This window comes from Marinococcus luteus, from assembly GCF_034497705.1.
In the GTDB taxonomy this organism is placed as follows: domain Bacteria; phylum Bacillota; class Bacilli; order Bacillales; family Marinococcaceae; genus Marinococcus; species Marinococcus luteus_A.
Window position 1 is genome coordinate 309754 of sequence record NZ_JAXRUV010000001.1, and the last position, 26499, is coordinate 336252.

Annotated in this window: 35 protein-coding genes; 16 read left to right on the plus strand and 19 right to left on the minus strand. The window is 44.7% G+C overall.

The genetic code is table 11. The features are described from left to right. Positions 1-175: 175 nt before the first annotated feature. Positions 176-670 carry a universal stress protein gene (locus Q9M42_RS01500; protein WP_322524759.1) on the plus strand — a complete coding sequence of 165 codons (495 nt, stop codon included), beginning with the start codon at positions 176-178 and terminating at the stop codon, positions 668-670. Between the two features lie 656 nt (positions 671-1326). On the opposite strand, the gene Q9M42_RS01505 is transcribed toward Q9M42_RS01500, so the two are convergent. After that, entirely contained in the window at positions 1327-2181 is an 855-nt protein-coding gene (locus tag Q9M42_RS01505) for a DUF975 family protein (protein WP_322524760.1), read from the minus strand. A 741-nt stretch (positions 2182-2922) separates the two neighbouring features. Here Q9M42_RS01505 and Q9M42_RS01510 point away from each other — a divergent pair. Further along, positions 2923-3267 (plus strand): general stress protein, encoded by a 345-nt coding sequence (locus Q9M42_RS01510; protein WP_322524761.1) that lies wholly within the window; start codon positions 2923-2925, stop codon positions 3265-3267. Between the two features lie 151 nt (positions 3268-3418). On the opposite strand, the gene Q9M42_RS01515 is transcribed toward Q9M42_RS01510, so the two are convergent. After that, positions 3419-3598 (minus strand): hypothetical protein, encoded by a 180-nt coding sequence (locus tag Q9M42_RS01515; RefSeq protein WP_322524762.1) that lies wholly within the window; start codon positions 3596-3598, stop codon positions 3419-3421. 93 nt (positions 3599-3691) lie between these two features. Between Q9M42_RS01515 and Q9M42_RS01520 the strand changes: the two genes are divergently transcribed. Then, positions 3692-3880 carry a hypothetical protein gene (locus tag Q9M42_RS01520; RefSeq protein WP_322524763.1) on the plus strand — a complete coding sequence of 63 codons (189 nt, stop codon included), beginning with the start codon at positions 3692-3694 and terminating at the stop codon, positions 3878-3880. A gap of 72 nt (positions 3881-3952) precedes the next feature. Continuing rightward, positions 3953-4261, plus strand: coding sequence for a MazG-like family protein (locus Q9M42_RS01525; protein ID WP_322524764.1), 309 nt, complete (start codon positions 3953-3955; stop codon positions 4259-4261). Positions 4262-4377: 116 nt separating this feature from the next. Here Q9M42_RS01525 and Q9M42_RS01530 read toward each other — a convergent pair whose 3' ends face one another. After that, complete coding sequence (locus tag Q9M42_RS01530) at positions 4378-4881, minus strand: hypothetical protein (protein ID WP_322524765.1); 504 nt, start codon at positions 4879-4881, stop codon at positions 4378-4380. A 67-nt stretch (positions 4882-4948) separates the two neighbouring features. Continuing rightward, positions 4949-5188 carry a hypothetical protein gene (locus tag Q9M42_RS01535; protein WP_322524766.1) on the minus strand — a complete coding sequence of 80 codons (240 nt, stop codon included), beginning with the start codon at positions 5186-5188 and terminating at the stop codon, positions 4949-4951. Positions 5189-5425: 237 nt separating this feature from the next. On the opposite strand from Q9M42_RS01535, the gene Q9M42_RS01540 reads away from it, so the two are divergent. The 3 genes from Q9M42_RS01540 (at position 5426) to Q9M42_RS01550 (ending at position 6510) form a co-directional block, all read left to right on the plus strand. Further along, positions 5426-5644, plus strand: coding sequence for a hypothetical protein (locus Q9M42_RS01540; protein ID WP_322524767.1), 219 nt, complete (start codon positions 5426-5428; stop codon positions 5642-5644). Positions 5645-5676: 32 nt separating this feature from the next. Continuing rightward, entirely contained in the window at positions 5677-5922 is a 246-nt protein-coding gene (locus tag Q9M42_RS01545) for a hypothetical protein (RefSeq protein ID WP_322524768.1), read from the plus strand. A 66-nt stretch (positions 5923-5988) separates the two neighbouring features. Next, the gene (locus tag Q9M42_RS01550) at positions 5989-6510 is read left to right on the plus strand and encodes a GNAT family N-acetyltransferase (protein WP_322524769.1); all 522 of its coding nucleotides are present in this window, start codon (positions 5989-5991) and stop codon (positions 6508-6510) included. A 111-nt stretch (positions 6511-6621) separates the two neighbouring features. Here Q9M42_RS01550 and Q9M42_RS01555 read toward each other — a convergent pair whose 3' ends face one another. The 6 genes from Q9M42_RS01555 to Q9M42_RS01580 all read right to left on the minus strand — a co-directional run bounded on the left by Q9M42_RS01555 (position 6622) and on the right by Q9M42_RS01580 (position 10830). Beyond that, a complete protein-coding gene (locus Q9M42_RS01555; RefSeq protein WP_322524770.1) occupies positions 6622-7371 on the minus strand; it encodes an ABC transporter permease subunit in 750 nt (249 codons plus the stop codon). After that, the gene (locus Q9M42_RS01560; RefSeq protein ID WP_322524771.1) at positions 7368-8219 is read right to left on the minus strand and encodes an ABC transporter ATP-binding protein; all 852 of its coding nucleotides are present in this window, start codon (positions 8217-8219) and stop codon (positions 7368-7370) included. The genes Q9M42_RS01555 and Q9M42_RS01560 overlap by 4 nt, the downstream gene beginning before the upstream one ends. A 174-nt stretch (positions 8220-8393) precedes the next feature. Next, entirely contained in the window at positions 8394-9389 is a 996-nt protein-coding gene (locus tag Q9M42_RS01565) for a LytTR family transcriptional regulator DNA-binding domain-containing protein (RefSeq protein WP_322524772.1), read from the minus strand. A 125-nt stretch (positions 9390-9514) separates the two neighbouring features. Next, on the minus strand, positions 9515-9862 hold the full coding sequence (locus Q9M42_RS01570; protein WP_322524773.1) for a DUF4260 domain-containing protein: 348 nt from the start codon (positions 9860-9862) through the stop codon (positions 9515-9517). A gap of 135 nt (positions 9863-9997) precedes the next feature. Next, positions 9998-10252, minus strand: coding sequence for a hypothetical protein (locus Q9M42_RS01575; protein WP_322524774.1), 255 nt, complete (start codon positions 10250-10252; stop codon positions 9998-10000). A gap of 77 nt (positions 10253-10329) precedes the next feature. Continuing rightward, positions 10330-10830 carry an NUDIX hydrolase gene (locus Q9M42_RS01580; RefSeq protein ID WP_322524775.1) on the minus strand — a complete coding sequence of 167 codons (501 nt, stop codon included), beginning with the start codon at positions 10828-10830 and terminating at the stop codon, positions 10330-10332. Between the two features lie 307 nt (positions 10831-11137). Between Q9M42_RS01580 and Q9M42_RS01585 the strand changes: the two genes are divergently transcribed. Beyond that, positions 11138-12193: a zinc-binding dehydrogenase gene (locus tag Q9M42_RS01585; RefSeq protein ID WP_322525246.1), complete on the plus strand. Its 1056-nt coding sequence runs from the start codon at positions 11138-11140 to the stop codon at positions 12191-12193. 141 nt (positions 12194-12334) lie between these two features. Here Q9M42_RS01585 and Q9M42_RS01590 read toward each other — a convergent pair whose 3' ends face one another. The 7 genes from Q9M42_RS01590 to Q9M42_RS01620 form a co-directional block, all read right to left on the minus strand. After that, positions 12335-12811: a hypothetical protein gene (locus tag Q9M42_RS01590; protein ID WP_322524776.1), complete on the minus strand. Its 477-nt coding sequence runs from the start codon at positions 12809-12811 to the stop codon at positions 12335-12337. Between the two features lie 99 nt (positions 12812-12910). Then, positions 12911-13762 carry a glycosyltransferase family 8 protein gene (locus Q9M42_RS01595; protein ID WP_322524777.1) on the minus strand — a complete coding sequence of 284 codons (852 nt, stop codon included), beginning with the start codon at positions 13760-13762 and terminating at the stop codon, positions 12911-12913. 57 nt (positions 13763-13819) lie between these two features. Then, positions 13820-14275 carry a universal stress protein gene (locus Q9M42_RS01600; RefSeq protein ID WP_322524778.1) on the minus strand — a complete coding sequence of 152 codons (456 nt, stop codon included), beginning with the start codon at positions 14273-14275 and terminating at the stop codon, positions 13820-13822. Between the two features lie 429 nt (positions 14276-14704). Then, the gene (locus Q9M42_RS01605; RefSeq protein WP_322524779.1) at positions 14705-15016 is read right to left on the minus strand and encodes a hypothetical protein; all 312 of its coding nucleotides are present in this window, start codon (positions 15014-15016) and stop codon (positions 14705-14707) included. After that, positions 15000-15500, minus strand: coding sequence for a hypothetical protein (locus Q9M42_RS01610; protein ID WP_322524780.1), 501 nt, complete (start codon positions 15498-15500; stop codon positions 15000-15002). Before Q9M42_RS01610 ends, Q9M42_RS01605 begins: the two co-directional genes overlap by 17 nt. Before the next feature lie 521 nt (positions 15501-16021). Then, complete coding sequence (locus Q9M42_RS01615; RefSeq protein WP_322524781.1) at positions 16022-16579, minus strand: NADPH-dependent FMN reductase; 558 nt, start codon at positions 16577-16579, stop codon at positions 16022-16024. A 12-nt stretch (positions 16580-16591) separates the two neighbouring features. Then, positions 16592-17650, minus strand: a complete 1059-nt coding sequence (locus Q9M42_RS01620; RefSeq protein ID WP_322524782.1) for an LLM class flavin-dependent oxidoreductase — start codon at positions 17648-17650, stop codon at positions 16592-16594. A 376-nt stretch (positions 17651-18026) separates the two neighbouring features. Here Q9M42_RS01620 and Q9M42_RS01625 point away from each other — a divergent pair, with 376 nt between their 5' ends. Genes Q9M42_RS01625 through Q9M42_RS01635 form a run of 3 tightly spaced genes read left to right on the plus strand, consistent with a single transcriptional unit; the run spans position 18027 to position 19856 of the window. Next, positions 18027-18584 carry a dihydrofolate reductase family protein gene (locus Q9M42_RS01625; protein WP_322524783.1) on the plus strand — a complete coding sequence of 186 codons (558 nt, stop codon included), beginning with the start codon at positions 18027-18029 and terminating at the stop codon, positions 18582-18584. A gap of 4 nt (positions 18585-18588) precedes the next feature. After that, positions 18589-18780, plus strand: coding sequence for a hypothetical protein (locus tag Q9M42_RS01630; RefSeq protein WP_322524784.1), 192 nt, complete (start codon positions 18589-18591; stop codon positions 18778-18780). 26 nt (positions 18781-18806) lie between these two features. Beyond that, positions 18807-19856 carry a homocysteine S-methyltransferase family protein gene (locus Q9M42_RS01635; protein WP_322524785.1) on the plus strand — a complete coding sequence of 350 codons (1050 nt, stop codon included), beginning with the start codon at positions 18807-18809 and terminating at the stop codon, positions 19854-19856. Between the two features lie 63 nt (positions 19857-19919). On the opposite strand, the gene Q9M42_RS01640 is transcribed toward Q9M42_RS01635, so the two are convergent. Continuing rightward, the gene (locus Q9M42_RS01640) at positions 19920-20669 is read right to left on the minus strand and encodes a DeoR/GlpR family DNA-binding transcription regulator (protein WP_322524786.1); all 750 of its coding nucleotides are present in this window, start codon (positions 20667-20669) and stop codon (positions 19920-19922) included. 163 nt (positions 20670-20832) lie between these two features. On the opposite strand from Q9M42_RS01640, the gene Q9M42_RS01645 reads away from it, so the two are divergent. The 5 genes from Q9M42_RS01645 to Q9M42_RS01665 are packed head-to-tail and all read left to right on the plus strand — an operon-like array spanning position 20833 to position 25188. Next, positions 20833-21552 (plus strand): ribulose-phosphate 3-epimerase, encoded by a 720-nt coding sequence (locus Q9M42_RS01645; protein WP_322524787.1) that lies wholly within the window; start codon positions 20833-20835, stop codon positions 21550-21552. Further along, on the plus strand, positions 21533-22093 hold the full coding sequence (gene hxlB, locus Q9M42_RS01650) for a 6-phospho-3-hexuloisomerase (protein ID WP_322524788.1): 561 nt from the start codon (positions 21533-21535) through the stop codon (positions 22091-22093). Before Q9M42_RS01645 ends, hxlB begins: the two co-directional genes overlap by 20 nt. 11 nt (positions 22094-22104) lie before the next feature. Then, complete coding sequence (locus Q9M42_RS01655; protein WP_322524789.1) at positions 22105-23268, plus strand: mannitol-1-phosphate 5-dehydrogenase; 1164 nt, start codon at positions 22105-22107, stop codon at positions 23266-23268. Positions 23269-23280: 12 nt separating this feature from the next. Further along, entirely contained in the window at positions 23281-23718 is a 438-nt protein-coding gene (locus Q9M42_RS01660) for a PTS sugar transporter subunit IIA (protein ID WP_322524790.1), read from the plus strand. A gap of 27 nt (positions 23719-23745) precedes the next feature. Next, positions 23746-25188, plus strand: a complete 1443-nt coding sequence (locus Q9M42_RS01665) for a PTS mannitol transporter subunit IICB (RefSeq protein WP_322524791.1) — start codon at positions 23746-23748, stop codon at positions 25186-25188. 177 nt (positions 25189-25365) lie between these two features. On the opposite strand, the gene Q9M42_RS01670 is transcribed toward Q9M42_RS01665, so the two are convergent. Continuing rightward, a complete protein-coding gene (locus Q9M42_RS01670) occupies positions 25366-26178 on the minus strand; it encodes a hypothetical protein (protein ID WP_322524792.1) in 813 nt (270 codons plus the stop codon). Positions 26179-26499: the final 321 nt, after the last annotated feature.

Below are 26499 nucleotides of genomic sequence, written 5' to 3' on the forward strand. Positions count from 1 at the left end.
GAAATGAATGGATACAAAAGCCAGTACATGAGCCAGGAAAAGGAGTGAAATCCTTTTTCTGGTTTTTTATTGTCAAAACACAGTCATAAAGCAACCTATGCCAAACGGATAATAATGACAGTCGGGAAAGCAGGATGTTTGGGAGCATAAATAATAACGAAAAAGGAAGGATAATATGTCCCATTATAACCGTGTATTAGTAGGCGTAGAAGTGCTTGAAGGAGCTTCTCATGACGCCTTTGAGGAAGCTTGTGACGTGGCAAAGGATCATGACGCGATGCTTGTGATTGCTTTCGTTTTGGATAAAAAAGGATATGCGTCGCTCGCCAGTATGGATCCCTATGGGTTTGAGCGGTTGAAGGAGCAGGCCGGGACAAGATTAAAGGCGTACCAGGCGGCTGCTCAGCAAAGAGGTGTCACCGGCGTACAAACTGCCTTGAAAATAGGCGTGCCGCGAAAAGAAATGGTGGAAGACTTATGTAAGGAATACAGCATTGATGTTGTCGTCATCGGGCAGTCCGGGGGCTCGAAAATCGATCGTCTCCTGCTGGGAAATACGGCGAAAGCCATTCAGAAAAAAGCGATATGCGATGTGAAAGTAGTAGGCGGACAAAGCCCCGCTTCAGAGAAAGAATATGCAGGCAGCGATTATACGCAGGAAAAACGATAGGGCAGATATTCGTTTAAATGGTTTTCCCCAGTTAAGCGTGAAGGAAAATAATGAGATTAAAGAAAGAGAGGAAATATAAACATGGAAATAGCAGCAGTAATTTTATATGGCGTGTTTGCGGCGCTTTTGGTAGTGAATCCAGCACAAAAGAGCAAAACGAAAAGCCAGTAACAGAAATAGATATGTAAATTCACGAGACACTACCAGTGAGAACAGTGATCTGGTGGTTTCGGTGGATTAAAGAAGTCGTTCGAAGGGGGATCCTGAAGCGTAAGTGCAAGGCCTGGCGATCGGGCTTCACTTCATCGGCGTCTCCTATAATTTATGGCTTGAAAATCACCATTTTCACATAAAAACCGGACGTATATTCTGGCAGATACTACACTGCCAGGCATCATCAGTGGCTCCATTGACCCGCCGTGCAATTTTTTGAGTGGATGCCGTGATATTTAACGTCCTCAGCAAATAGATGTCCACTGAATGAAATACGCATTTATACATGTTTTTAGGAGCGGAGGTCATCTGCGCTGTCGTGATCATTGCATTAACTACACGGCGGGTCTTATGAGCCACAGTAATAATAGTTTAATGAATAAGAAAAATCCGGGAGGTCATTCAAGTTGAATAACCTCCCGGATTTTTAACGTGAGGAATTATTATTTGATGGAGTCAGCGGTGGCCTGCCATTTTTCCCGTCGTCTCCTTTTTAACAATTCCCGGTAAAATGTTAAGCGCATCACTTCGTACAGCACCAGACAAAAAATGAGCCCAACGAAAATGAGGAGAGTTCCAAGAACCATTCCCACCCCCGTGAGGACAAAAAAGCCTAACAATACCCATCTGGAACCCTTCATAAGAGAGAAACTCTTTTTTATACTTGTGAAAATCCCGGTGTCAGGGTCGTCATACAGAATATACGAGACCTGCGATATACTTAAAAACAGCCATACAAAGATGCTGAACAAAAGAAAGTAAGCAAATGATATCAGGATGGACCCCACGTTCATAGCCGTGCCTAATAGAAATAAGCTGCCAATGGCCGCATATACGACCATCATGCCTATAGTGTATATCAGTAGGTTGGAAAGAACAAAGATGACCAGCCCTTTATATAACAGCTTCCAGTACCGGAAGGGATAGGTGCAGGCCCGGACGAACCGTTTCTTCATGGTGCGTTGGGTGTTGGTGATGTAATCGATCATCACGAAAAAAATCACGCTGTTCACAAAAGAAGCAATCAGTAGTGAGCGGAATGTCTCGCTGTTAAAAACAGCCACCGGCGAAAATTGAATCTGAAGGGTCCCCTGGACAGGCAAAGTGCCCGCTAGAAGCTTGATGAAATAGCATAAAATCACCATTCCAACAATTTTTAACCAGTTACCGTTAAGAAAATCAAATGCATCCTTGAAAGCTGTTCCTATAATAAATACGCACAACCTTACTTCATAATTTGCCGGGACGAACCTTGTGGGTCTTATAGTGATGATATGTAAATACATATAAAAAGACATAATGTTTTATAAAAATAACAAAGTATCATTGTAAAGAAAAAAACTTAGGAACGCAATATTAGAGCCATAGGGATAGCGGATAAAGAACCGGACAGTTACGGTTTTATTGAAATAGTGTTTGAGTACATATGGACCAGCTGATCATTGATCCATTTTTCTTTTTCGAACTGCATGGGGATGCTTTTTGCTACTTGCACAGAAGGTGTGTTGCGAGTCTGAATGAGAGCAATCATTTTATCAAGGCGCAGTTCCGTTTTTCCTAAATGAAAAAAACTTCTGTCTCCTCCAGGGTTTGGGTCGATCCGTTTCTAATATATTGTATCATTGCTGGGGAGGCGAGCATCCGGTGAAGAAAATTCAGCTCCTTATAAGTGTAATCCCGAAAAGCAAGCCGGGAGCTGGTCAAATAAAACAGGGAGCATCCCCTCCTTCGGTTTGTTTATTGACAAATTTTGTGCTTCCGGCAGGGTTGAAGCCACTTAATTATACAATTTTTATTGTATGTAGTAACAACATAAGGAGCAATGAAGGCCCGCACAAGCTTTCCTGTCGCAAACCTCCGGGGGCCGGAAATAAAACAGGGCGGAGAAAAGTTTGTATGCAGGCACGGCGGGGTATCATCATCTATGGCTTATTCTTCTAGGCCGTTCGTTTGGCGTTACTGGACAATCCCAAAAAACGAAAAACAGAAGACGTCTATTTAAAGACAAAATTTCGATAATACACGAGGAGGAATCAATCATGAAGCCGCAAGTTCAGGAATACACCAATGAAGATAACATCGAGCAGGACGTCCGGAAACTTACTAACAATGGTATCAGCCGTAACGATATTTATGTCATGAGTCACGACGACGATCGCACGGATCGGATCGCTGATAAGGCAGACACCAATGAGCCTACCGATGACGAATTCGGCATTGATTCCGAAAATCGTTTTTCGAAAAAGGGAGACGAATTACGATTTAAACTTCAGGAGCTGGGATTCACGGAGCAGGAAGCAGAAGATCTGGAGGACGACCTGGATGAAGGCAAAGTATTATTAATGGTTCAGGACGAAAAGAATCTGAGCGAATTGCTGAAATAATATCAGGCAAAACAGCTGGAGACCGATAGGTGTCCAGTTTTGTCTGTTTATACATAAAGGCGCTTCCGCTGGGGAGCGTCTTTGTTTGATCTGTTGGCTATCTCTGGTTAAAAATCTATTTTGACCATCTTCGCAATCACCAGGTAAGCAATCAGGAAGCCGGTGATGCCAAGGGAAACAGGAACAGCAGCCAGGGAAAAAGCGCAAGGGCTTCGTCGCCGTCGAAGGCTGAAATCACCTGGTAGTCCTCTTTCTTTAAAGGGGTGGAGACGAGACTGTGAATATCCTGATCATCTTCAACGAACAAAATTGCTTCATTTAATAAACTCATTCCTTTATATATATTCATTATTATCTGTTCAACTAATTGTTATAATGGAAAGAAAATACAATTAATGAATTTTGCTTTTAAGGGGAGTATAGCATGAGGGCATTTATTCTGTTTCACCGCACATTTAGCACCGTGGTTCTCTTTTTGGTGATTGTGGATTTAATTCAGCTGATTGAGTTGCCATCCTCGGTATTTATTGTCCTGATGAGTATGTTAGTCGCTTCTACGGCTGTCGTTTGGACGTACGAACGAAAACAGGCCAGATTAGAGCCGGGGCACTAGGCCGGTGACAGTAAGCTGGTCTTTATATGTTAGAGCATAAAAGAATAATTGTATGGAAGGAAGAAGGCAGCCATGAACGCATCTTTATGGGAACAGCTTCGGAAGCTGAGCTCTCAGGAGCCAAAAACCTTGGAACAGATGGCATTAAAGCTTTCGGAGGAATCGGGCGAGGTCGCCGAAGCGGTGCTGGCAGCATCGGAAGCGAGTGGAAGCGAGTACAAACAGGCGTCCCGGAATCACATCGATGAAGAGTGCATCGATGTGATACTGGTGGCAGCCGCTATGTTTTATCAGTCCGGTCATGATACCGCGCATATGGAACAGCTGCTGCAAAAGAAAATGGAGAAATGGCAGGAACATATGGCGAAAAGGGAAGACTAGTTTCATGGAAGGCATCTGCTGAAAACAGGGACGGAAACAGTGCCGGGCCCTGTTTTTTGCGCATTTCGATCCTAATCTAATCACCTCAGAAGGCTTACATATTACGTGTTTGGAAATTACGGGTTTCCGTTCCAAAAGGCATAAACCATAGCGGCAAGGAGAGCCGGCGAAATTCCTGCAGCTGATTCTTCCACGCGTATTTCCACCGAACCCCTCCAAAGGAAGCCAGTGCGCCTGTTTTCTCCGACGCATTCGTCTTTCACATAAATATGGCCTTGTCCATTCCACTGCAGTTGAATAGTTACTTCCGGCAGATGGTTCATGCCGCTCAGCGTCACCGCATATTTGTGTTTGAACGCATGCAGGCTAGTCATATCTGCGATGTGCATACGATTCTGAAAAACGCTCCAATTATGACCTTTATCGAATGTTTGCTGGACGATGGCGTAGCTATTATCTGCTTCCATAGTGATATTAACGTCGTGAACCGGATTTCGGGAAGGACGGTCGCCTGCATCATGAAACCAGCGCTGCATTGTTCCAATTTCTGCTTCACGATCATACACGGAAATGGGTTTCGTGGAGGCACCCCATAAAGGACAGGAATATGTTAGCAGCATGACGGGCTCTCTCCTTTGCTAAATGAGTATAGATAAAACGGCGTTTTGGGGTTGAACACCGCCGCTTCTAAAAATAAAAATAGTAACCCACAGTCATAAAAACGAAAAAGCTGTTAGCCATCAAAAACGTTGGAAGAAGCAGCCACCACAGCCGGCCTACTACAGCAAGCACAAAGCCAATGGCGCCGAATACCTGACCAAAGAGCCAATAGCTGAACCCGTAATTCCAAATAAAGTTGGGCATCCACGTAGTTACGCTCAGCAGCAGACATAAGACACTCCATTTACAAAGCGTGCGCCTGGGCATGAATAAACCTCCTCCCAAAGTTTTCATGGGTGAGTAAATTTTATTTTCGGGGTTATGGAAGAAAATTGCAAACTGAGGAGGAACAAGCTTAACTACAGTTGCAGTTTTAAAAGAAGAAATAGTACAATTTAAAATAAAAGGAATAATTTTACATTAATTGTTGCTTCATATGCCGGGTCGTATGAAATAGTAGGTGAGAGGACTAAAAGAATTGTTGTACATATGGGAGTAGGCCGCATGAAATTGCTTCAGGTAATAAAAGGGATACTGACGATATGGATTGCCATTCACAGTCTGAGTGTCATGATTTTATTGATACTACTGCTGCTTGCCGTTCCCGGTACTGATTTTCCCTTAAGCTCTATCGGCTTATTGATGGCGGGAATATTAGGGTATGCTGCTGTCGAGTATAAATTGAAGAAGAAAGAAGAAAATCAGGAAAAGGTGCGGGGATAATATTGAATTTTAGGAGCACCAGGGGGCGTTTTATGGGACAAAGCTGGAAAGAGCGAAAGCGAGATAACTTTTTATATAACATGTTTCTATTCGACTATGTAATTGCAGGCATTACAATTGTGCCATTCGTGCTTACCCTATATTTGTTTGGCGTATTACCGCTAAATGAAACGATGCGCTGGATTTTACCTGGTGCTTTCATCGTTTCACTGCTGGTTTTTATTTTTGAATTTAACGGCAGTTTCAAACGGCCTATTGATAGAAAAAAAGACCATTAGAAGAATGTAACGTGCTTCCAGGCTTAATTGAAAATAGTACTTTTGCTTACTGAAAGGGGAAGACTTATGAATATATACGAAAAAGAGGAAGGCATCATTGTTCGTCGATTTCGTGCTGAAGAAGATGATATTGATGTATTAACCACTCTGCTGCACCAGGCTTACCAGCCTTTAGCAGACCAGGGATTCCGCTATCTGGCGACTCACCAGAGCGCGAAAGTAACAAGGGAGAGGCTTGAGAAAGGTCAGGGATTTATCGCCTGGGACCGTGGAACACCAGTAGCGACGATTACCTACTACGGACCGGAGATACCTAAAGACGGGAATTGGTATAAACAGCCCGGTGTCGGTGTGGCCGGGCAATTCGGGGTTCGGCCGGATTATCAGTCCAACGGGTTGGGAAGCTTTCTTTTAGCAACCGTGGAACATGTGGCACGCGAGCAGGGGAGCACTGAACTGGCTCTGGATACGTCAGAGGGTGCGACTCATTTAAGGGTGTTTTATGAGCGGAGGGGGTACCGGTTTATTGAATACGCCGACTGGAACGTAACCAACTACAAAAGCGTCGTGCTGAGTAAAACGTTATAACGGTTTTAAAAAAACTCGTTCCACTATGCTCTCTAAGCGATAAAAAAGCAGAACGCTGCCGTTCTGCTTTTTTGTATGCGCAGAGGGTTCAAAAACGCCTCTCCCAGTTTATCATTCACTGTCCAGCCCATTTTTCTTATATACGTACATAAATATTCCCAACATGAGGAAAAGCCAACCGAGGAGAACACTGGTGTCTGTGATGTTCCACTGGTACTCCGCGGTGGAGGAGAGCGTTTCTGACAAATTGGCCAGCACTCCGCTATACGTGTATTTTAATATGTCCGCGAACGTCTCATTGAACACTTTGAGCACAGGGGTCGAAGTGAAAAGCACTAAAATGGGTGTGCTGACGAGGGTCGCCTGCGCCTGGTTTTTAGCGAATACGCCGATGATGAAGCCGATTACGATACTGATTAAGCTGGCTAAGGTGGTGATCACCAGATACGTCAGCAGCGGGACATCTCCCAGCGAAACGCCGCTTGCGGGCACGAGCAGAATGTTGGTGGCTACGAGAATCACGAGGATGGGAATCATGCTGCCGATAAAGTATTCGGGCCCTCTAACGGAGGAGGTCATCAACACGCGCAGGGTGTGTTTTTCTTTTTCTTCCGCGATCGGGGAGCTGCTCATAGAGATGCCGGCAATAGCGATATTAAATATCAGACCGAAGCTCAGCAGAAACCCTTCCGTAGAAAAGGCCATTCCCGTTTCGCCAGCTTCCACCTCCGGCATCAGGTTCCTCATCACAACGACAAAGATAATGGCAAAGATGGGGGTGAAAATAATGCTCATATTGCTAAGGATCAGTCGTAATTTCAATTGAAGCACCGCGCTGATTTTTCGAAACGATAGACTCACACTAGCTCCCTCCCCGTCACTTCAAGAAATACCCTTTCCAAATTTGGCTCATTGGAATGAATCGTTAAAACTTCGTCGTTGGTCAGCCAGTGGTTGAGCTGCTGGATCGCTTCGGCCGTATGAGTGAGCGTCACCTCTTCGCCGTTTCGCAACAGCACCTGGTACCGTTTATCCCGGTTGTACTTGAGCGTCAACGCCCTGGGCGAATCATGCTCGACAATCAGCCCGTCATTCAGGAGGGCCACATGATCACACAGCTTGGTCGCTTCGTTCATGTTGTGAGTGGTCAAAAATATGGCAGTGCCGTTATTTTTGATTTCCATCAGCAGGGCATGAATGGCTTCGGTGGTAACCGGGTCGAGCCCGCTGGTCGGCTCATCGAGAAAGAGCACCTTCGGCTGGTGAAGCATCGCTCTGGTCAGAACGAGGCGCTGCTTCATTCCCTTCGAGAGCTTGCTGGCCAGCTTGTTTTTCTCCTCATACAGACCGACCTTTTTAAGAAGAACATCAATGCGTTTTTTGTCCACATTCAGCAGCTTCGCGAACGTGCTCAAATTATGATACACGCTCAGTCTCTCATACACCCCGCTGTTATCGGTTACGATTCCGAGCTGTTCATAAATGCTTTCGTCGATGCGTTCCACGGGGTGCCCCAACACAAAAGCCTGACCGGAGGACTGGGCCAACTGCCCGGTCAATATTTTTATTGTCGTGGTTTTTCCTGACCCGGAAGGTCCTAAAAATCCGAAAATGTCACCCGCACGAACGGAGAAACTGATGTCTTTTAAGGCGGTTTCGCCTTTAAACTTTTTGGATAACTGCTTCACCTGAATGAATTCCTGTTCCATCTGTTTTCGCTCCTTCAATTATGATTCAAGAGGACTTTCGCTCTCCCTTCTCTTAAGCTTAACTTTACCGGAGCCCGGGAGAAATGTCGTAAATATCGGGTGAACAGTAACGGTCTAAAGCCCAAATGTACCAAAAAGAGGCTGAAATCATCTCATTTCAGCCCCAAACGTACGTTAAAATTCCATCAATGCTTTCATTTCCTCCAGCCTGTTCCGGGAAAGCGGCAGTTTGAGATTGGCATTTCCCTTTAACACAAGCGTATAGCTGTTTTTGGAATAGCTCACTAATTCCGATACCCGCTGCAGATTAACTAAATACGAGCGGTGGGACCGGAAGAAGCCGAAATTCGTTAATTTTGCCTCAAGTTCATTCATGGTCAAATCGGTGGGGAAGTGCTCCTCACCGATGCGAATCGTACTGACGCTGTTAATGCTTTCAATAAAATCAATTTCGTCCGGGCTAAAAAAAATCGTTTTGTCTGCCACTCTGCTGGATACTTTATAAACTTTGTTTGGTTTTGTTTCTGCATCGACTGTCTCTGTATGCGTGACTTTGCCCTTGTCGGCAAGATCCGTTTGTTCCAGGCGGGAATGTGGATTGTACCGGTAAACATCGTTGCTTAATAATAACAGCTCCTCCAGAAACGTAGAGGTGCAGAGTACCGCTATGTTATTGGAGCGAAGGTGATTCAGCGCCTGTAAATACAATTCGATGCCTTCGTCTGTTGCGTTATTTAAAGGACTTTGAATCAAAAGCAGGCTCGGGGAAAATAGGAACATCCGTAACAGGCTGATTCGTTTTTTCTGGTCTAGCGACAGTCGGCTGATTCTCGTATGCCATACATCGGACAATGAAAAAACACTGATAAACGATTCCAGAGGCTCCCTGAAATCAGCTAGCTTTTTAAAAATAAGCAAATAGCTGGCCACCGTCAGTCCTTCATACAGGGCGTCCTCTGTCAATTCCGTCACGATGTCACTGGTCTCTTTTTTTACATGGCCGCTCGAGGGGGCCAGCCCCCCGGATAGCAGTTCAAAAAACACAAGGCTTTCGTGGTGAGTCATTTTAATTCCTATTTGAGACGTTTCTTCAATCATTAAAGTCAGATTCTTTAAAACAGTCCGATCGTTCTCCTGCTTCATGACATTGTCGAGCGTTACTAAGGGCAAAAAGGCCACTCGCTTTCTTATTTGATTTAGAGATGCTTGGTGCAACTAATATGATAAAAGGAAACAAAGAAGAAAAGAATTGCACATATTATCCCGACTATTTACTCTGGGACTGTCACAATAAGCTAGAGCTTTTGAATGTGGGTATCCTTAAATCCGGAGATATACTTCAGGCCGTATCCAAGCATCCGGTCCAGGCCAATATGAACGATCCAGATGAGGCTGATGATCACCGGCCATTCGAGAGAAAAGAGGTAACCGGACAAGAGAAGTAATAGGGGAAGGATATACGTATGAGCAGCGTTATAGACGTAAGCGCCTGTCTTTGAATTGACCGCATACCCGATCATGGAGACGTCGGGAAGGAAAAGCAGCAGAAGGAAGAGAAGCCAGGAGTATCCATTGGAAAAATACAGTCCAGCACCCAGGGCAGCAATCATAAAGCCTTCCGTTTTAATCAGCCTTTGATTCATGCTTTTCGTCTCCTTTTTTAAATCCTCAGAGCGAATGTAGATAAACTTATCATATAACGATTTGTCCGAACAGCCAATTGGAGAATCACATAAAATTTTAATACGTACCTAAGACTGCTAAATTTCCTTGTTAAATTAATGCTTGGCCTTTTCTTTATTTGTTAATATGCTGGCAAGCATAAACAGAGCATTTAAAATAATGGAAACCTGAAAGCTCAAAAAGAAAGCGGTAAAGCTGGAGCTGAACCAGCGGGTATAGATGTAGCAGGCGCCGGCAGCTGCCCCCATAAGAACGGGGAGTAGTAGAGACAGGCGTGGCACCACTGTAGCGTTTCGAATAAGAAAGACAAGCCCGATAACGGTAAACAGTGCGAACATCAGCGTTAACATGAGAGCTTCCCCTTTCTCCTCTATGTACTTCAGCTATTAAAATCCGGGTAACTGTACGTATGAACGCATTGGCATCGCTAGTTGAAGACGGGCGAGTAACCATGGAGATGGGCCTGAAAAAGCGCAAAGCTTAATTCTCCGTCAGAAAGCGTATTGTTTTTGACTTTATGTATGCATTCGGTAATAGGGAGGAAATAAACCTGAATGCTTTCATGATCTTCGAGCTGCTGCTCTAGTTGATCGTTCAAGTCATCGGTAAAGAAAACGTGGGTACGGTCATTACTTCGCCAGGAGGCCGGGAGCATTGTTCCTAAATAATTTAAGAGCCCACAAGTGTAGCCTGTTTCTTCAGCCAGCTCTCTCCGGGCAGCTTGAACGAGTGTTTCGCCCGGTTCCACGCCGCCGCCCGGCAGTTGCACCACAACAGCATCGACCGCCGGGCGGTATTGTTTGATAAGAAGAAAAGCATCCTCTTTTTTGGCCAGAACGACGACGCCATCCGGTTCGTCTGACGTAACGTATTTTCTGCCCCGCTGATCCGAAATGACGTGCTCGCCCTGTGCCTGATCCTCATCCATGATAACTGCCCCCGTTTATTAGTTAGTGACGCGACGGTACATTTTATTGTAAAAAAGTATCATAGGAATAAATAAAAGTAAATTCAATAGCTAAAAATATGGCTTACATAAAACGATGCGGCTTAATTGCTGTCATTTAGCGCTATTTTAAATAAATGTAAATATATTACTTAAAAAGCATCTCCGGCTGAAAAGCGGAAATGCTTTTTTTGATTGGGGGCTGCAGCAATGGGTATAATAAAGCCAAACAATTAGCAGTGAAAGGCGGAGAAAAATAATGGAAGAAACAAAGCAGAACGGCAGCAAAATGAAAGCTGTACAGGTTACGGGCTATGGCGGCCTGGATAAGCTGGAGCTCGCAGAGGTGCCTGTTCCAGAACCTAAGGACGGGGAAGTACTGGTCAAAGTAAAGGCGTGTGCAATTAATAATACAGAAATCTGGATGAGGGAGGGTGCGTACGGAACCGGGAAAGATTCCGGCTGGCGGCCGGAAGGCGTCCAATTCCCGCGCACCCCCGGGTCGGATATCACTGGGGAGGTCGTTCAGGTGGGGGACAGGGAAAACGAAGGCCTGCTCGGCAAAAGGGTAGTGTTGTTTCCGTTCACCTCCAGCGGGGAGGCCGGTTATGAGCATATTTCAGAGGATATGTCTTTTTTAGGATCAGAATATGACGGAGGCTACGCCGAATACGTCGTGTGGCCGGCCGACCTGTGCTTTGATATGCCTTTATCCAGCTATTCAGACAGCGCTGCCTTTTCGGTGAGCGGACTGACGGCCTGGCATATGGCCCGGCAAATCGATATTCAGCCGGGGGAAACGGTTATGGTTACGGGAGCTAATGGTGGGGTCGGGTCGTTAAATGTGCAAATTGCCTCGAAGGTGTTTGGGGCCAGAGTGATCGCTCTCACAGGAGGTTTAGAACACGTGGAAAATCTTAAGGCGCTGGGCGCTTCCTGCGTGCTGTCTTACAAATCCGATCATCTTCAGGAAGAAATTCTGGAGTGGAACGGCGGGCCCGTCGATGCAGTTCTGGACGTAGTTGGGGATGCATTGTTTTCCCTGTCTCTTGAAGTGCTGAAAAAAGGAGGCCGGTTTTGTACCTCCGGGTCCGCCGGCGGGCAGGTAACAACGCTTGATTTACGAACACTGTATTTAAAGCATATTACCATGTATGGTTCTGTCCTGGGCACAAGAGCAGAATTTAAAGAATTGATGCAGGCGGTCTCCGAGGGGCTGATCAAGCCGGTCATCGACAGGTATTTTCCTCTGGAGGAAGCTAAAGAGGCCCAGAAATACTTTAAAAATAAAGGCAAAGCAGGAAAAATTGTTCTGCTTCCTGAAGCGACAGGTTCCCATGAATGATGTGTCCCTTGAGGATAATTGCCACTGTTGGCTAAATGGCAGAAAATTATTAAACTGGAGCCTGTATCTGTTGAAAGGAGACGTATTTGATAAAAGGCGGCATTGTTTATAACTCAAAAATATTTTATAATCTCGCTCGCTTTATTTTCTATAGTCGTAGTCTGAGTAGTGATTTTTAACGGAAGGAAGAAGAGTAATAAGCTGGATTAGGAGCCCGAGCAGAATGTAAAAGATGTGGAGAAAAACAACTTCTTTTATTAAATACATTTGAACAGTAATCCATACGATTAGGATAAATCCTATATACAATGAACTGTTCCATGCCCCGTGTGCTTCTTTATAAAGACTTAGCTTTCCCAGGATTTTAAATGGTTTTTCAGAAGCAAGGAAAACCGCCGTAACAAGTGGAAGAATGCCTAAGCACGTAAGCAAGATGATGCCCGGTATCAAAAAACTGTTAAAGGGAGTGTTTCTCAATATTTCTAACGGCATGGAAAACATAGAGCCATCAGGAGAAATAATTAGAAGCCCGCCACCAGCCAGGGCACCACTTCCAAGAAGAAGGTGAAAGAAAATTAACATGTAGCAGCCAGCAGTCTTCTGTTTTTTTACAACCATTGAGCTCACCTCCTGTTTATTACGACAATCGCCTTCGTACGAAGTTATCGACAGCCGGATCCCTATTTTTTTAATCCTGAAGGCCAGGGAAGGATGGTTTTACAGCGTCCGGGGGAGGGTCACCGCGGCCATGGTCCGGGCACGGTAATACTCATATTCGTATTTATATGGATGCGGACAGTAGGCATTCCATGGCTTCACGGATCCGGTAAAATGAGCAATGGCGGGATCGCTGATGGCTTCTATTATCTGCTGCCTATAAGGCCCGGCGGGAAGCGGGTCGGTGAACATTGCTGTCGTTGTGTTCCATCGGGGATGCAGGGAACGTCGCTGGTGGAAGAGCACGGCGTTCAGCGCATCCTGCAGACCGGAAACGTGGCTGCTTTTGTTTTTGTTCATGTGAGAAAACAACGTGTCGGACAGACGCTGCGCCCGCCATTTCCAGGCTTCGATCATCAGGACACCAACGTGAAACGGCCGGGAGGCGTCAAAGTTAGTCAACCCCGCAGCGGTACTGTCCACACGGTCGGCTGCTGCGACTATGGCATCGTCGAGGGGATCCTCCCATAAGAGAGTCACATCACTTCTAACCACTGTATCGGGATCTATATAGAGAAATCGGCGCACTGGAGTGTCCACCACATACGGGAGCAAAAGCCGGTAATAGTCGGGAGCTGCAAGCGGGCGGGAACGTACTGCATGGACCCAGGACATGGTTGGAAAAATGCCGGGAGTCGCCGCTATCAGATACAGTTCGGAGTGAAACTGCGCTGCAATTTGACGAAGAGACCATTTGTGCTGGTCGGACAGGCCCATGTCCATAATATAAAAAGCAAAGGCCTCTGGTTCGCTGGCATGGTGGAGCAGGGAGGTCATCATGACACTTAAGCTCTCTGCATCATGATGATTGGCTACTGAAGTGATGGTATACGTTTGGGTATTAGTCATCATTGTCCTTTCCGGCTGCCTGTGACGGAGCCATAACTTTTTTTCGAGCATGGTTGTTTATCACTGGTAGGGAGAATGGTTTCGTACGAGAAGAACATCACAACTAGCTTTTCGGGAGACGAGCTCTGATACACTCCCGAGGATAAACGATTGATCATGGCCCATACCGGAAGCGCCAGCGATGAGCAGATCTGTTACAAATGTATCCGCAATTGTCTCAGTTATGATCTCTTTTGGTGATCCTTCCTGGATGAAAACGCGGACATCATGAAGCCCGGCGTCTTCCGCCTGTTCTCTTCCGTGCGCGATGATATCCATGCCTTTTTGTAGCAGGGCATGAAGCATCAGATCCGGGTTCTGTTTTCGCAGCTCCTTGAGAGTATGGTCGTCCACGATATGGCAAAGGGCGAGCGTGCTGCCATGCTTCTGGGCGGTTTCAATGCCGATGGTCAGAGCGGTATCCGATTCTTTGGAGCCATCAAGGGCGACGAGTATCCGGCGATAGGGGGCGGGCATCCGCTTTCTGTCCTTTCTTCAACCGATCATTCAGGCAGGATGATACGGCTGCTGCTGTTTGGTCCAGGGGCCTTTATCCATATACATAGTAAGTTATCGTTCCAAGCGTGAGAGTTAGCTGCGTATGAGGAAGATAAAAGGTACAACACATGCAAGCGCCCTCATCATTAGTGTCCTCATAGACGTAAATAATGGTCCCCGTTAAGGTTTTTCGTGCAAAGCAATTAAGTGCTTCTCCCTCAGTAATAGCAAGCGTTTGCACTCCTTGAAAATGCCGGTCAATATAAACGGTACTCATTATAATCTCCTTTTTACTTTCAAATACTTACGACACCTCAAAACATTAAGGGAACCAGGGCAAAGGAACATCGTAATGTATTTCTCTTATAAGAATCTGCAAATAAAGGCAAAAGACTGTAATAAACAGGCTTACATGATAGGGAAATCAATGGAAGCTATGTAATACGTCATCACTTTTTCTACTGCCGGCGGCGTTTGTGGGCATGGAGGCAGAGGGTTGATTTCAATTGCTACCACCTTCAGCACCGCCTGCCGAAAATTGATTTCATCTCCCAATTCAAAGCAGACCTCCGTGTAATGATCGAGAGACAGTTCGTCCTGAAGTTCCATAGTGGTGCCGATGAACCACAATTCATTCGGCTGGGTGTCATCCACTGCGAGATACAGAAAGCGGATGATAGAGTATGGCTCCACTTGAAATGATTCAGTTGGATGATTCATTTTCATGGGCTCCATAGCAAGTCCCCTTTCCTGCGGCTGTAACGAACCACTCTCTGGACCGGGGGCGACTGGAGTCGGCCCGGCTTTCCAGAATACTGGCTTTTTGACGGAGCGACTGGTACTGCCGATGGATCCGGGAGGTCCATTCTTTCATAGAAACTGCAGTTGGATGTTTTTCCGGAAGAGGTGCAATGGCAGATGCTCCGTAAAAATACCGTTTGATTTTTTTACCGGCAGGGAGCCCGTGTGCCTCCAGGGCCACATGGGCAGCGTGATTCAAGGCAGAAGGGAGAGGATCCTCGGTAAAAAGAGTGTACTCCTGCCATTCCCGGGGGTAAAAGCAATACATATAAAACGGCAAAACAGCAGCGACTTCTTTGCTTTGATGAGCCGCTTCCGTCAAAGCTTCTGCTCCTAATGGGATGCATCCTCCTGTCACGTAAAACATTTCCTTAAATACGACGTGATTCATTTCGTATTCCATTATTAGTCTCCTTTTGCAGACGCGAATGTTTTAGATACTTTAATAAATATTTTAGTAATAAGATACTATATTACTTTGCGTTCAATCTACATCTTAAGTCATGACTTATTGCCATAATAGGTTAAAAAAAAGTAAAATACAACTATAAAAAGAATAGAGGACTTTACTCATGGATAAATATGCTTTAAAAATATTTATTTAACATAATGTTGCTTTAGATTGGTAAAGTAAGATAATGGAAAGACAAGGGCTCTCAAGTTATCCGCGAAGTATATGTTTGGCTGAAGAAAATATAGAAAAAATTTTATGAATTTGTTCAGCCGCTCATGAGCAGGTTTTCTATTTTATTAAGGCGCTTTTTTCATGTTGGTACCCCTTCAGAAAAAACTTCACTTTCCCTTTTTTTATCATTGTTTAAAGTTTCTAACCCGATGGATGTATAAAGAAAAAACCCGAATCATGCACGCTGCTTCTTTCGTGTCCATGGTTCGGGTTTTAGTTTATTTTTTCGTTACAGTCTGTTAAAAGTCATATTGATTGTCCCGTATTTGTTCAAAGGTCTGCGAAAGTACAACGGTATCCTCTGCGAGGCGGTCCAATCGGTCCAGCACATCGGTATTAATAATTTCTTTTTGGTGAAAGTCTTTTTCTTCAATGAATACATACGTCTGAACGATTTGGGCCTTCATATAGGATAAAATCGGCTTAAGCTGCAGATCGGCGACTAAATAATGCTTCGGCGACCCGGCAGTGACGAGCATGCTCACTGTTTTATCACGAAAGGCATCGACCGGCAGCAGATCGAATACGTTCTTTAACGCTCCCGGAATAGACGCCTGGAAAATCGGCATGCCAATAATAATGGCATCTGCTTCCATCAGCTGCTGGGTGACATAGCCGGTGTCTCCTTCGTAGTCGAGGTAATGGCGGCCGTCGCTGAACTGCATGTCGTATTCCGCCAGGTCAACGATGTCTGTTTCTATCTCAGGATATTTTTCATTTACTTTTTTGATTGCTTCGTCCATGGCCGTTCTCGTTTTCGAACCGACCGGTGAACCGGATAAGCCAATGAGTCTCATTTGGTACGCTCCTTATTTTTTTGCCGTATATTTTTTAACAGCCGGCAGAATGGTGTCGCCGATCAATTCGATATTCTTTCTGATTTTATCCATCGGCATTCCGCCGAAATCAATCTGGGCAATGTAGCGCTGGTGACCGAATACTTCATGCTGGTGCAGGATTTTTTCAATAATTTCCTGGGGGCTGCCCGTGTTCATTATATTATGAGGCTCGGCGCCCTGGGCAAACAGCTGCTTCGGGAAGCCGCCGCCGTTGGTGCGCTTCATGCCTTCGTTAATATGTGGGTACAGATCCTTCAGCGCCTGCTGGGTCGTTTCGGCTGCGTAAAAGAAGCCGGCTGTTGCCACTGGAAGCTGTGACGGATCATGGCCGCCAGCCCGGGCGGCATCTCTGTAAGCATCGATGGTTTGTTTAAAACGGTCCGACGATCCGCCTAAATGAGCCATAAACATCGGAACTCCGGCATACCCCGCTTTCATCGCACTGGCCGCGGTGCCGCCGACGGCACGCCAGATGGGAAGCGACCCTTCCGCAGGGCGGGGAAGCACCTGAGCATTTTTTAAGGGAGCCCGGAATTCCCCCTCCCAGTTGATCGTTTCCTGTTCATTAATCTGCCGGAGCAGATCAAATTTTTCCTCATACAGCGCCTCATAGTCCCGCACGTTATAGCCAAGCAGGTCAAATAACCCGATCCGGGAGGCGCGTCCTGCCACGAGCTCGGTGCGTCCTTTGGAAATGAGGTCAATTGTTGCGAAATTCTCGTAGACCCGGACAGGGTCAGAGGTGCTGATAATCGTGGAGGAGCTGCCGATTTTTATTCGATTAGTCGCCTGGGCAATGGCGGAAAGAACCACCGCGTGCGCCTGCGTCGCAAAATATTCCTGATGGCTTTCCCCGGCGCTGAAGAAATCCAGGCCCGCCTGTTCAGCAAGCCCGGCGTATTCGATTAATTCATGAATCCGCTCCTGGGCTGATATTCTCTCTCCCGTATGCGGATCGGGCAGATGGTCTCCGAGGGTATAAATGCCAAATTCCAGACCATTCTCCGGATGAATGCGATATTGTTCCATAGTGTAACGGCCACCTTTTTTTGTTTTGTCTAATGCTATTATAAGTACTCAACAACAAATTAGTAAGTACGTACTTCAAAGTGGCATAGTATAACAAAAGGTACTAAAGAGAAAAAGTCATTTGAAAATATCTTAAAGGGGCGGCGTTAACAAATAGGCACAACTCGTAACGTTCAACGACATGCGCGGGACAGCTTTTGCCTAGTAACAAAGCGCGAAATAAGGCGCGGTATGAATTTATAACGGGAGTTTGGGGATATAAACCTTCGGCTTTAATTTTTACTTTGAATGTTTAGTTTCTGAAAGGATTACCATAAGTCCAGAGAGAAAAAATAAACAACGATTGTTGCCGGCGCCGGTGACAAAAAAAGGAGGAATGAATGTGGGGAAAGTATGTTTAGGTATGATTTTATCGTTGGATGGGTATGTTAACGACCGGAACGGGGATATGGAAAAGCTTTATGCCAGCTTTGAGCCTGATGAGGTAATTCAGGCTGAGATGGCTAAAACGGGAGCTGTGGTGATGGGACGGAACAGCTTTGATGAAAGTGAAGACATGGATGCCTATGCGGATAACTATGAATTTCAAGTGCCGTTGTTTGTATTAACCCACCATCCTCCGGAGAGGCATCCAAAAGAAAATGAGAACCTTACAATCACCTTCGTGACAGATGGCATTGAGAGTGTGATTCGCCAGGCAAGGGAAGCGGCCGGAGAAAGAGATGTCGTGGTGCTCGGGGCGGATGTCGGCCAGCAGATGTTAAAAGCGAACCTGGCGGATGAACTGCAGGTCGCGTTCGCGCCCGTCATCCTTGGACAGGGGCTGCGGCTATTCGAGCACCTGGAGGAGCATGAGATACATCTGGAAAAACTGCGGACCATTGAGACCGCAAAACAAGTGGAAATATGGTATAAGGTTATCAAAGAGCAGTAAGTAAATGCCAGAATTGAAAATGAACAACAAACATTTATCAGAAATTATAAAACTTTCGCATATTCGGTTGACACCGAAAAAGCGACCTGCGTATATTGGATTTATCTCTATGGAATATACGGGCGTAGTTTTCGTATTAATAACTGAAAACACAAAAAAAGCGGTTGCCAGAGGGAGAGTAGTTGGGGTTTATTAATAGGAAGAGAAAAGGGTGGAGAATGAATGAAGCGAAGCTTACAGGAGCGTTTAGAGCAGGGACCGGTTATTGCCGGAGAAGGCTATTTATTTGAACTCGAGCGTCGGGGATATTTACAGGCTGGCACGTTTGTGCCGGAGGTTGCGCTGGAAAACCCCGAAGCCTTAAAACAGACGTACCGGGATTTTATGCGTGCCGGTTCGGATGTCATACTGGCGTTTACGTATAACGCCCACCGGGAGAAAATGCGCATCATCGGTAAAGAAGATCTGCTGGAGCCACTGAACCGTCAGGCTATCCGTCTGGCGAAAGAAGTGGCTCAGGAGCATCCGGAGGAAGAGGCACTGGTGGCGGGCAATATTTCCAACACCAATATTTTCAACCCGGATGATGAAGATTCCAAAACCGCTGTCCGCCAGATGTTTGCAGAAATGATCGGCTGGTGCAGCGAGGAAGGCGTCGATTACATTAAAGGGGAAACCTTCTATTATCACGAGGAAGCGCTGATCGCTCTTGAGGAAATTCAAAAGCAGGGCCTCCCGGCCGTTATTACACTTGGATTAATGGGCGAAAACATTCTGCGGGATGGATACACGGTAGAAGATTCCTGCCGCATTTTGTCCGAGAGCGGCGCTTTGGTCGTCGGCATGAACTGCTTCCGCGGCCCGAACACAATGCAGCCGTATCTGGAAAAGATCCGGGAATCGGTCCAGGGATATATAGCCGGACTGCCGGTCCCGTACCGGACCACAAATGAGCATCCAACCTTTTTTAATCTGCCGGATTCCGGGTGCAGCTGCCACACGCCTCTGGAAACAACGTTTCCTACCGCGCTCGAGCCGCTCTACCATAACCGGTACGAGCTGGCCGAATGGGCAAAGGAAGCCACAGATGGCGGCGTGAATTACATCGGACTGTGCTGCGGTGCTTCCCCGGCGATGCTGCGGTCAGTAGCTGAAGCAGCAGGCCTGCAGACGATCAGCTCAAAGTACTCCCCGAATATGGAAAAGCACTTCCTGTTTGGCCAGGATGAAACTCTTCAGGATCACAACACAAGCTACCGGACGAAGGCATAATAAATAACGAAGCTCTCCTGCTAACATTGCAGGAGAGTTTTTTTGTTATTATGACTACCTATATTAATCCAGGACGTGAATGCCTTCCTGTTCATATAAAGTTTTAATATCCGCAGGCATGGCCTCTGTAACTAAGTAAGTTAATTCCTTGGCAGGGGAAACAATGCAGTTAGAAATAGTATTTAATTTATCAGAAGTTGCCATCCCTATAACTTCGGTAGCAATGGAAGCCATTTCTCGTTTTACCAAAGCTTCCGATAGACTCGGAACACTTATCCCCGAATGGATATCCACTTTATAAATCCCCATTATGTACACATCCACCCTGAAATTGTTTAACGCCTGCACAGTATCCGTCCCTAAATTAACCATTGATTGTTTAAATAAAGTACCCCCGAGCATAATGACTTCAATATTTTCATGACTCGATAAAGCCATTGCTATTGGAGGACTATTTGTAATAATCGTGGCTTTAAACGATAAAGGAATTTGATTAACCATGTATAGATTGGTCGTTCCTCCATCGATGAGAATCACTGTGTCTTCCTTGATCAAATCCAGAACCGTATTGGCTAAACGAAGTTTGGTCTCATAAGAAATATTCTGTCTTATAGAAAAATCCACTACAGGCGGGCCTACTCGTAAAGCTCCGCTGTGTACTCGTTTTAACGACCCCTGGTTATCCAATTCTTTCAAATCTCTTCGAATAGTATCTTCAGAGACGTTTAAGCGTGTACTCAAATCTTTGGCAATAACCTTTTGTTCATCATTTAATATTTGTAAAATACGCTGCTGTCTCTCTTCTTTTAACATCGAAAACACCTCTTTTATTTTTGATTGTAGCACAGCTGTAATAATCATCCAAATAAACATGCAAATGTAAGTACAAACATGCAAATTAAAGCTTGACTCTTGCATGAAAACGCATTAATATATAATCAAACAAGCAAATAAATGCAAAAGGAGATGCATAAACGTGCAAAAAGATATCACAGTGGTTCCTTCTATTATGTGTGCAGATCTTTGTAATTTAGAAAGGAGTGTTCAGGAAATAGAAAATGCGGGCTTTGACACATTACACATCGATGTCATCGACGGCCATTTCAGTCCCAGCATGCCGCTTGGCATTGATACCATCAAACAATTACGCCAGGTTACTGAAATGAATTTTGACGTTCATATTATGGCTGACAAAAATGAATGGTTTATTGAAGAAATGATAGATGCCGGAGCCCAGCAAATTACTTTTCATCTAGAGACCAGCCGTCACGTGGACAGACTTATCAATCTTGTCAAAAAAAGCAATATAAAGGTCGGGGTGGCGTTAAACCCAGCCACTTCGCTGACGACCATCGATTACGTCGTGGATCAATGTGACACTGTTCTGCTCATGCTGATTAACCCGGGTTTTGCTACCGATAAAAATGAAAAGCAAGTGGCATACGCTCTGAGAAAAGTGAAAGAATTACATTCTTTGCTTCAGGAAAAAGGGCTTACGACAAACATTGAAGTCGATGGAAGAGTATCTTTGGAAACGATTCCCCAGCTGGTGAATGCCGGGGCTGACACGCTGGTTGCCGGAAGTACCAGTTTATTTATGAAAGGACACAGCCTGGTGGAAAATAAACAAAGACTGGAGCAAGGCATTTCAAAAGGTCTGAAAGGAGAGGTTTTTTATGATGAATTACTACGATAGTACCAACAGTATTATTAACGAACTGTCTAAATCTTTAAACAATATTAATGAAGAAGAGGTCCTCAGCTTATTCAATGAAATTCAAAAGGCAGACAAAGTATTTTTTGTAGGAGTAGGGCGTGTACTGCTTTCATTACAATCGGTAGCTAAACGGTTGGCTCATCTAGGTGTAAAAACGTACATCGTCGGCCAGGTAACAGAACCGGCTATTACGAAGAATGATTTGTTGATTGTCGGTTCAGGCAGCGGTGAGTCAGCGTTTCCGTTAACCATTGCCAAAAAAGCAAAACAATACGGAGCTAATGTAGCGCATATAGGAGCCAATAAAGAATGCTCGATGCAAAATTACTCGGATATTTTTATTAAAATACCTGTCAGCACTAAACTGCAGCTGCCGCAAGAAGTCACGTCTGTACAGCCTATGACGAGTTTATTCGAACAGAGCTTACTGCTGCTGGGAGACACTCTGGCACTAATGATGGTCAAAGATCAAAACATTAATATGACAGAGCTGTGGGAGCATCATGCCAATTTAGAATAGGGAGGCTTTTCATGCAGGCATTACATTTCGGCGCAGGGAATATCGGAAAAGGGTTTATTGGCAAAGTCTTAAATGATAACGGTTACAATATTTGCTTTGTAGATGTAGATGAGGCAAATATTAGAGCAATTAACCGGTATAATGAGTATATAGTAGAGTATCTTGATGAAAACCGCAGTCGGACAAAGGTAGCTTCAGTGGAGGCGTTAAACAGTCAAACACAAAAAAGTGAAGTAATTGAGGCTGTAATAAATGCTGACGTAATCACCACTTCAGTAGGAGCAGCCAATTTATCCAAAATTGCTGGGCTGCTGGGCCAAGGATTAATGGAGCGGGTGAACCGGAACCGGAATAAATTAGACGTTATAGCTAATGAAAATGCAATTAATGCTTCTTCAATATTAAGAACAGAGATCAGCAGGCATCTTTCTCATGAGCAGATGACCAAGCTTGAAGTCTTTGTTGGTTTTCCTAATACAGCTATTGACTGTTTAGCATTATCCAGAGAGGACGACAAAACAGTGCCGCTTATGGAACCATATTATGAATGGGTCATCAATGAGTCTGAAATGAAAAACAAACAGGCGTCCCCAAGCTCAAACGTTAAATATGTAAAGGACTTAAGGTATTTTATTGAACGAAAATTATTCATCGTAAATATGGGGCATGCAGCGGCTGCATATTTAGGCAGAGCCGCTCAAAAAACGACCATTCAAGATGCTTTAAAAAATTTCGAAACTAAACAATGCGTAAGAGATGCGATGAAGGAATCCTCCCAATACATTCAAAAAGAATTCTGCATTGGACCAGAAGAAGCTGAAGAATTCATCGAAGAAATACTTGAACGTTTTGAAAACCCCCGTGTCAAAGATGATGTGCTCAGAGTGGGAAGAAATCCGGTGAGAAAACTTGGGGAACATGAACGGTTAGTAAAACCCTTGCATGAGGTTTTAAAGCTTGGGGGCTCTGTTGAAAATTTGGCTGTAGTTATTGCAGCAGCTTTTATGTATTCTAATTCTAACGACGAAGAGGCAGTGAGATTACAGAGGGATGTAAAGGCTCATGGCGTAACAATAACTATTAAGAAATATACCAACATTCAAAATGAAAAAGTTATTCAAGAAATAGAAAAAGCTTATCACAAACTACAAATTAATAACGGAGTAATTACATGAGGAGGAGCCGGAATGTTAAGCGATTATTTGAAAACCAATATTCAATTTCTGGAAAATGTATCAACGTGGGAGGAGTCCATACAGATTGCTGCTGCACCTTTACTGGAAAAAAATAAAATCTCCACGGAATACGTTCAGGAAATGATTGACAATGTGCATGAAAATGGTCCATATATTGTCATCGTTCCCGGTATCGCAATGCCTCATGCTCAAAACAAAGGCAGCGTGCTGGAAACAGGAATTTCACTATTGAATTTGAAGGACCCTGTGCTTTATCCGGAAGATAAAGAAGTGAGTACGGTTATAGTGTTAGCAGCTGAAGACAGCGATGGACATCTGGAGCTTATTTCAGATCTATCTTCCATATTAATCGATGAGAGCACGATGAACGAGTTTAAGAACGCCCAAAGCGAGCATAAAATTCTCGAATTGTTAAACAGAGAAGAATAGGCATGCAAAATAAAGGAGGAATTTACATTGGCTAATCCGCAGATTGAAAGTCCTGCGAATTCGTCTCCCCGTTCTGCCAGGGCGAAAGTTCAAGCATTTGGCGGTTTTTTGACAAATATGGTCCTGCCCAATATTGGGGCGTTTATTGCATGGGGGATTTTAACAGCTTTATTTATCCCTACCGGCTGGATTCCCAATGAAAATTTTGAAAGTATTGTTGACCCCGCTATTAATTATCTATTACCACTGCTATTGGCTCATACAGGAGGGAAGCTTGTAGCCGGAAACCGTGGCGCTGTAATGGGAGCAATTGGCGCTATCGGCCTGATTGTAGGAGCGGACATTCCGATGTTTTTAGGAGCAATGATCGTTGGTCCTTTAGGCGGTCTGATTATTAAAAAGTTTGACCAGTTAGTGGAAAATAAAATACCGGCTGGATTTGAAATGATTGTAAACAATTTCTCGATAGGCATTTTAGGCTTCTTATTGATGATACTATCATTCAGTTTTATCGGCCCTGTTATTGAAGCAGTCAATAACTTAATTACCGTAGCTATTGAAGCATTAGTAGCAACAGGCTTTCTTCCATTGTTGTCCCTTATTAATGAACCTGCCAAAGTGTTGTTTTTGAATAATGTAATTGATCAGGGCATTTATTATCCACTAGGTTTTCAAAATGCTGCTGACGCTGGGAAATCGATTTTCTTTACCGTTGCTTCAAATCCTGGTCCGGGCCTTGGCTTGTTGTTAGCCTTTACGGTATTCGGTAAAAAAACAGCCAGGCAGACGGCGCCAGGCGCAGCAATTATTCACTTCTTTGGAGGCATACATGAGCTATATTTTCCGTATGTCTTAATGAAACCGATTACATTAATTGGTATGATTGCTGGAGCAATGACAGGTATTGTAGTGTTCAGCGTATTCGATGCCGGTCTGGTCGCAGGGCCGAGCCCGGGCTCCATCATTTCTTATTTGGCTTTAACTCCGAGAGGAAGCTATGTAGGGATTATACTTGGGGTTATCGCCGCAGCGGCAGTTACTTTTGTAGTCACTTCATTTTTCCTCAAGCTGGACAGAAAAAAAGATGATGATTTAGAGAGTTCCATAGAAAAATCAAAAGCGATGAAATCCGAGGGAAAGAAGGTATTAGACTTTTCTAACGAGAATGAAAGTAAAAATAAGATTGAAAAAATCTCGTTCGCTTGCGATGCGGGAGCAGGAAGCAGTGCTTTAGGAGCCACAACCTTCCGGAAGAAATTACAAAAGAGAGGGATCGATGGGATTGAAGTGAAGCACTATCGCATTGAAGAGGTTCCGGAAGATACAGACCTGATCGTGGTGCACAAAGATCTTTCAGATAGAGCGAGGCATGCAAATAGTCAAGCAGAGATTATAACAATCGAAAACTATATTAATGACGAAAACCTTGAAGAATTATTAAATGAATTAGAAAGTGAAAATCAGAAATAATAGAAATTGCTGTTAAGCCGGGCTAGTCCCGGCTCTTCCTTTATACAGAAAAAAGCCAATTTTATATTGAGATCACAACACGAGCTACCGGACGAAGGCATAATAAGCAACGAAGCTCTCCTGCTAAAATTGCAGGAGTGCTTTTTTTGTTTAACAGATTAAACAAAAAATTATCTTTTAGTTCATGGAATTTGTGATTTTTAAGGCTTCCACCGGCGGGAGACTGGTCCGCACCGCATAGACCATTTCTCCTTCCTGCCAACGGATATCCACGGTAACATCCTCACTGGCCGGGGCGTAATAAATATCGACGATCCCCTGCCTGGCAGAAGCGGGGAGGGGGTGATGCTTGAGGTATTCTGAGATCTGTTGGAGCACAGCTGTCTGATCGAGATTTTCCGAAGATGAGGAAGAGAGGCTCAACAGCCACTCTTCCTGCTGCCCGCTGTAATGGTACTGGTCTGCGCCTTCCTGCGCGTGTCCGGGTAATCCGTGCTGAAACTCCTTTACCCCCGGCCGGGAGGGATTGACAGTTTTGCCTTCCCGAAAATCTTCAATTTCACTGGCAGCTTCCTGGACCCCCATGTACTGGGCAGCTGTTACGTGTGCTAAAGGCTCTCCGGTACTAGTCTGGTACTGAACACTGTAGGTGGCTGAATTGTTGGAAGCCACTGATCCCTGGACCTGGCTGATTCGCTGACCGGGAAAGCTTTCAGGCAGTCTGATCAGTTTGTCGTTCATCAGAAGCTCCTCGTGTATTTTTTCAGCATTCTGGCCTGAAGGAGTGGGGGAGGACATATTTTCCCTTTGAGGCTTTGGGCTGGATAAAGTGTTTTCTTCTACATCCTTTTCTGGCAGGTCATCTTCCTCCTGAATGGAAGTTTCCTGGGCATTTAAGGTCTGAGGAGTTTCTTCTTCGCTTGTACAGCCAAACATAACTGTAATAAGCAGGGTTCCTGGCAGAATAAAAAACAGGCGCGGTTTTTTCAAACGGGTCCCTTCTTTCTGTATAGGGAATATCACCAGAATGGGTTGAAATTTTTTCCATAAACAAATAAAAAGCCAGAAAAAGAATTATGCTCTTTTCCTGGCTCATGGAGTGGCTGTAGTATCCCTCCATTGCTACCTTATATGTCGTTGTAAATTCCCCGCAGAGAAAGTAATAAAACCGGTACATTAAGAAGAAGAGTCAATAATCAAAAAATTATTAAATCTTTTACAGTATATCACCATGACAAAAATTTCTGAATAAACAATTTATAATTTTTTGGATAGGAAGGAGAAACTCCGCTGTAAGCTGGCTTACATTTA

What these genes read in the sequence shown, in the direction of transcription:
- Q9M42_RS01545 (WP_322524768.1), top strand. Translation starts at nt 5,677, where the DNA reads ATGGGACAAAGCTGGAAAGAGCGAAAGCGAGATAACTTTTTATATAAC.
- Q9M42_RS01585 (WP_322525246.1), top strand. Translation starts at nt 11,138, where the DNA reads ATGAAAGCTGTACAGGTTACGGGCTATGGCGGCCTGGATAAGCTGGAG.
- Q9M42_RS01595 (WP_322524777.1), bottom strand. Translation starts at nt 13,762, where the DNA reads ATGATGACTAATACCCAAACGTATACCATCACTTCAGTAGCCAATCAT.
- Q9M42_RS01580 (WP_322524775.1), bottom strand. Translation starts at nt 10,830, where the DNA reads ATGGATGAGGATCAGGCACAGGGCGAGCACGTCATTTCGGATCAGCGG.
- Q9M42_RS01610 (WP_322524780.1), bottom strand. Translation starts at nt 15,500, where the DNA reads ATGGAATACGAAATGAATCACGTCGTATTTAAGGAAATGTTTTACGTG.
- Q9M42_RS01575 (WP_322524774.1), bottom strand. Translation starts at nt 10,252, where the DNA reads ATGTTAACGCTGATGTTCGCACTGTTTACCGTTATCGGGCTTGTCTTT.
- Q9M42_RS01515 (WP_322524762.1), bottom strand. Translation starts at nt 3,598, where the DNA reads ATGAGTTTATTAAATGAAGCAATTTTGTTCGTTGAAGATGATCAGGAT.
- Q9M42_RS01615 (WP_322524781.1), bottom strand. Translation starts at nt 16,579, where the DNA reads ATGAGACTCATTGGCTTATCCGGTTCACCGGTCGGTTCGAAAACGAGA.
- Q9M42_RS01530 (WP_322524765.1), bottom strand. Translation starts at nt 4,881, where the DNA reads ATGCTGCTAACATATTCCTGTCCTTTATGGGGTGCCTCCACGAAACCC.
- Q9M42_RS01525 (WP_322524764.1), top strand. Translation starts at nt 3,953, where the DNA reads ATGAACGCATCTTTATGGGAACAGCTTCGGAAGCTGAGCTCTCAGGAG.
- Q9M42_RS01505 (WP_322524760.1), bottom strand. Translation starts at nt 2,181, where the DNA reads ATGTCTTTTTATATGTATTTACATATCATCACTATAAGACCCACAAGG.
- Q9M42_RS01550 (WP_322524769.1), top strand. Translation starts at nt 5,989, where the DNA reads ATGAATATATACGAAAAAGAGGAAGGCATCATTGTTCGTCGATTTCGT.
- Q9M42_RS01640 (WP_322524786.1), bottom strand. Translation starts at nt 20,669, where the DNA reads ATGTTAAAAGAAGAGAGACAGCAGCGTATTTTACAAATATTAAATGAT.
- Q9M42_RS01570 (WP_322524773.1), bottom strand. Translation starts at nt 9,862, where the DNA reads ATGAATCAAAGGCTGATTAAAACGGAAGGCTTTATGATTGCTGCCCTG.
- Q9M42_RS01660 (WP_322524790.1), top strand. Translation starts at nt 23,281, where the DNA reads ATGTTAAGCGATTATTTGAAAACCAATATTCAATTTCTGGAAAATGTA.
- Q9M42_RS01590 (WP_322524776.1), bottom strand. Translation starts at nt 12,811, where the DNA reads ATGGTTGTAAAAAAACAGAAGACTGCTGGCTGCTACATGTTAATTTTC.
- Q9M42_RS01500 (WP_322524759.1), top strand. Translation starts at nt 176, where the DNA reads ATGTCCCATTATAACCGTGTATTAGTAGGCGTAGAAGTGCTTGAAGGA.
- Q9M42_RS01510 (WP_322524761.1), top strand. Translation starts at nt 2,923, where the DNA reads ATGAAGCCGCAAGTTCAGGAATACACCAATGAAGATAACATCGAGCAG.
- Q9M42_RS01635 (WP_322524785.1), top strand. Translation starts at nt 18,807, where the DNA reads ATGAAGCGAAGCTTACAGGAGCGTTTAGAGCAGGGACCGGTTATTGCC.
- Q9M42_RS01630 (WP_322524784.1), top strand. Translation starts at nt 18,589, where the DNA reads ATGCCAGAATTGAAAATGAACAACAAACATTTATCAGAAATTATAAAA.
- Q9M42_RS01540 (WP_322524767.1), top strand. Translation starts at nt 5,426, where the DNA reads ATGAAATTGCTTCAGGTAATAAAAGGGATACTGACGATATGGATTGCC.
- Q9M42_RS01625 (WP_322524783.1), top strand. Translation starts at nt 18,027, where the DNA reads ATGAATGTGGGGAAAGTATGTTTAGGTATGATTTTATCGTTGGATGGG.
- hxlB (WP_322524788.1), top strand. Translation starts at nt 21,533, where the DNA reads ATGATGAATTACTACGATAGTACCAACAGTATTATTAACGAACTGTCT.
- Q9M42_RS01605 (WP_322524779.1), bottom strand. Translation starts at nt 15,016, where the DNA reads ATGAATCATCCAACTGAATCATTTCAAGTGGAGCCATACTCTATCATC.
- Q9M42_RS01535 (WP_322524766.1), bottom strand. Translation starts at nt 5,188, where the DNA reads ATGCCCAGGCGCACGCTTTGTAAATGGAGTGTCTTATGTCTGCTGCTG.
- Q9M42_RS01655 (WP_322524789.1), top strand. Translation starts at nt 22,105, where the DNA reads ATGCAGGCATTACATTTCGGCGCAGGGAATATCGGAAAAGGGTTTATT.
- Q9M42_RS01620 (WP_322524782.1), bottom strand. Translation starts at nt 17,650, where the DNA reads ATGGAACAATATCGCATTCATCCGGAGAATGGTCTGGAATTTGGCATT.
- Q9M42_RS01560 (WP_322524771.1), bottom strand. Translation starts at nt 8,219, where the DNA reads ATGGAACAGGAATTCATTCAGGTGAAGCAGTTATCCAAAAAGTTTAAA.
- Q9M42_RS01600 (WP_322524778.1), bottom strand. Translation starts at nt 14,275, where the DNA reads ATGCCCGCCCCCTATCGCCGGATACTCGTCGCCCTTGATGGCTCCAAA.
- Q9M42_RS01520 (WP_322524763.1), top strand. Translation starts at nt 3,692, where the DNA reads ATGAGGGCATTTATTCTGTTTCACCGCACATTTAGCACCGTGGTTCTC.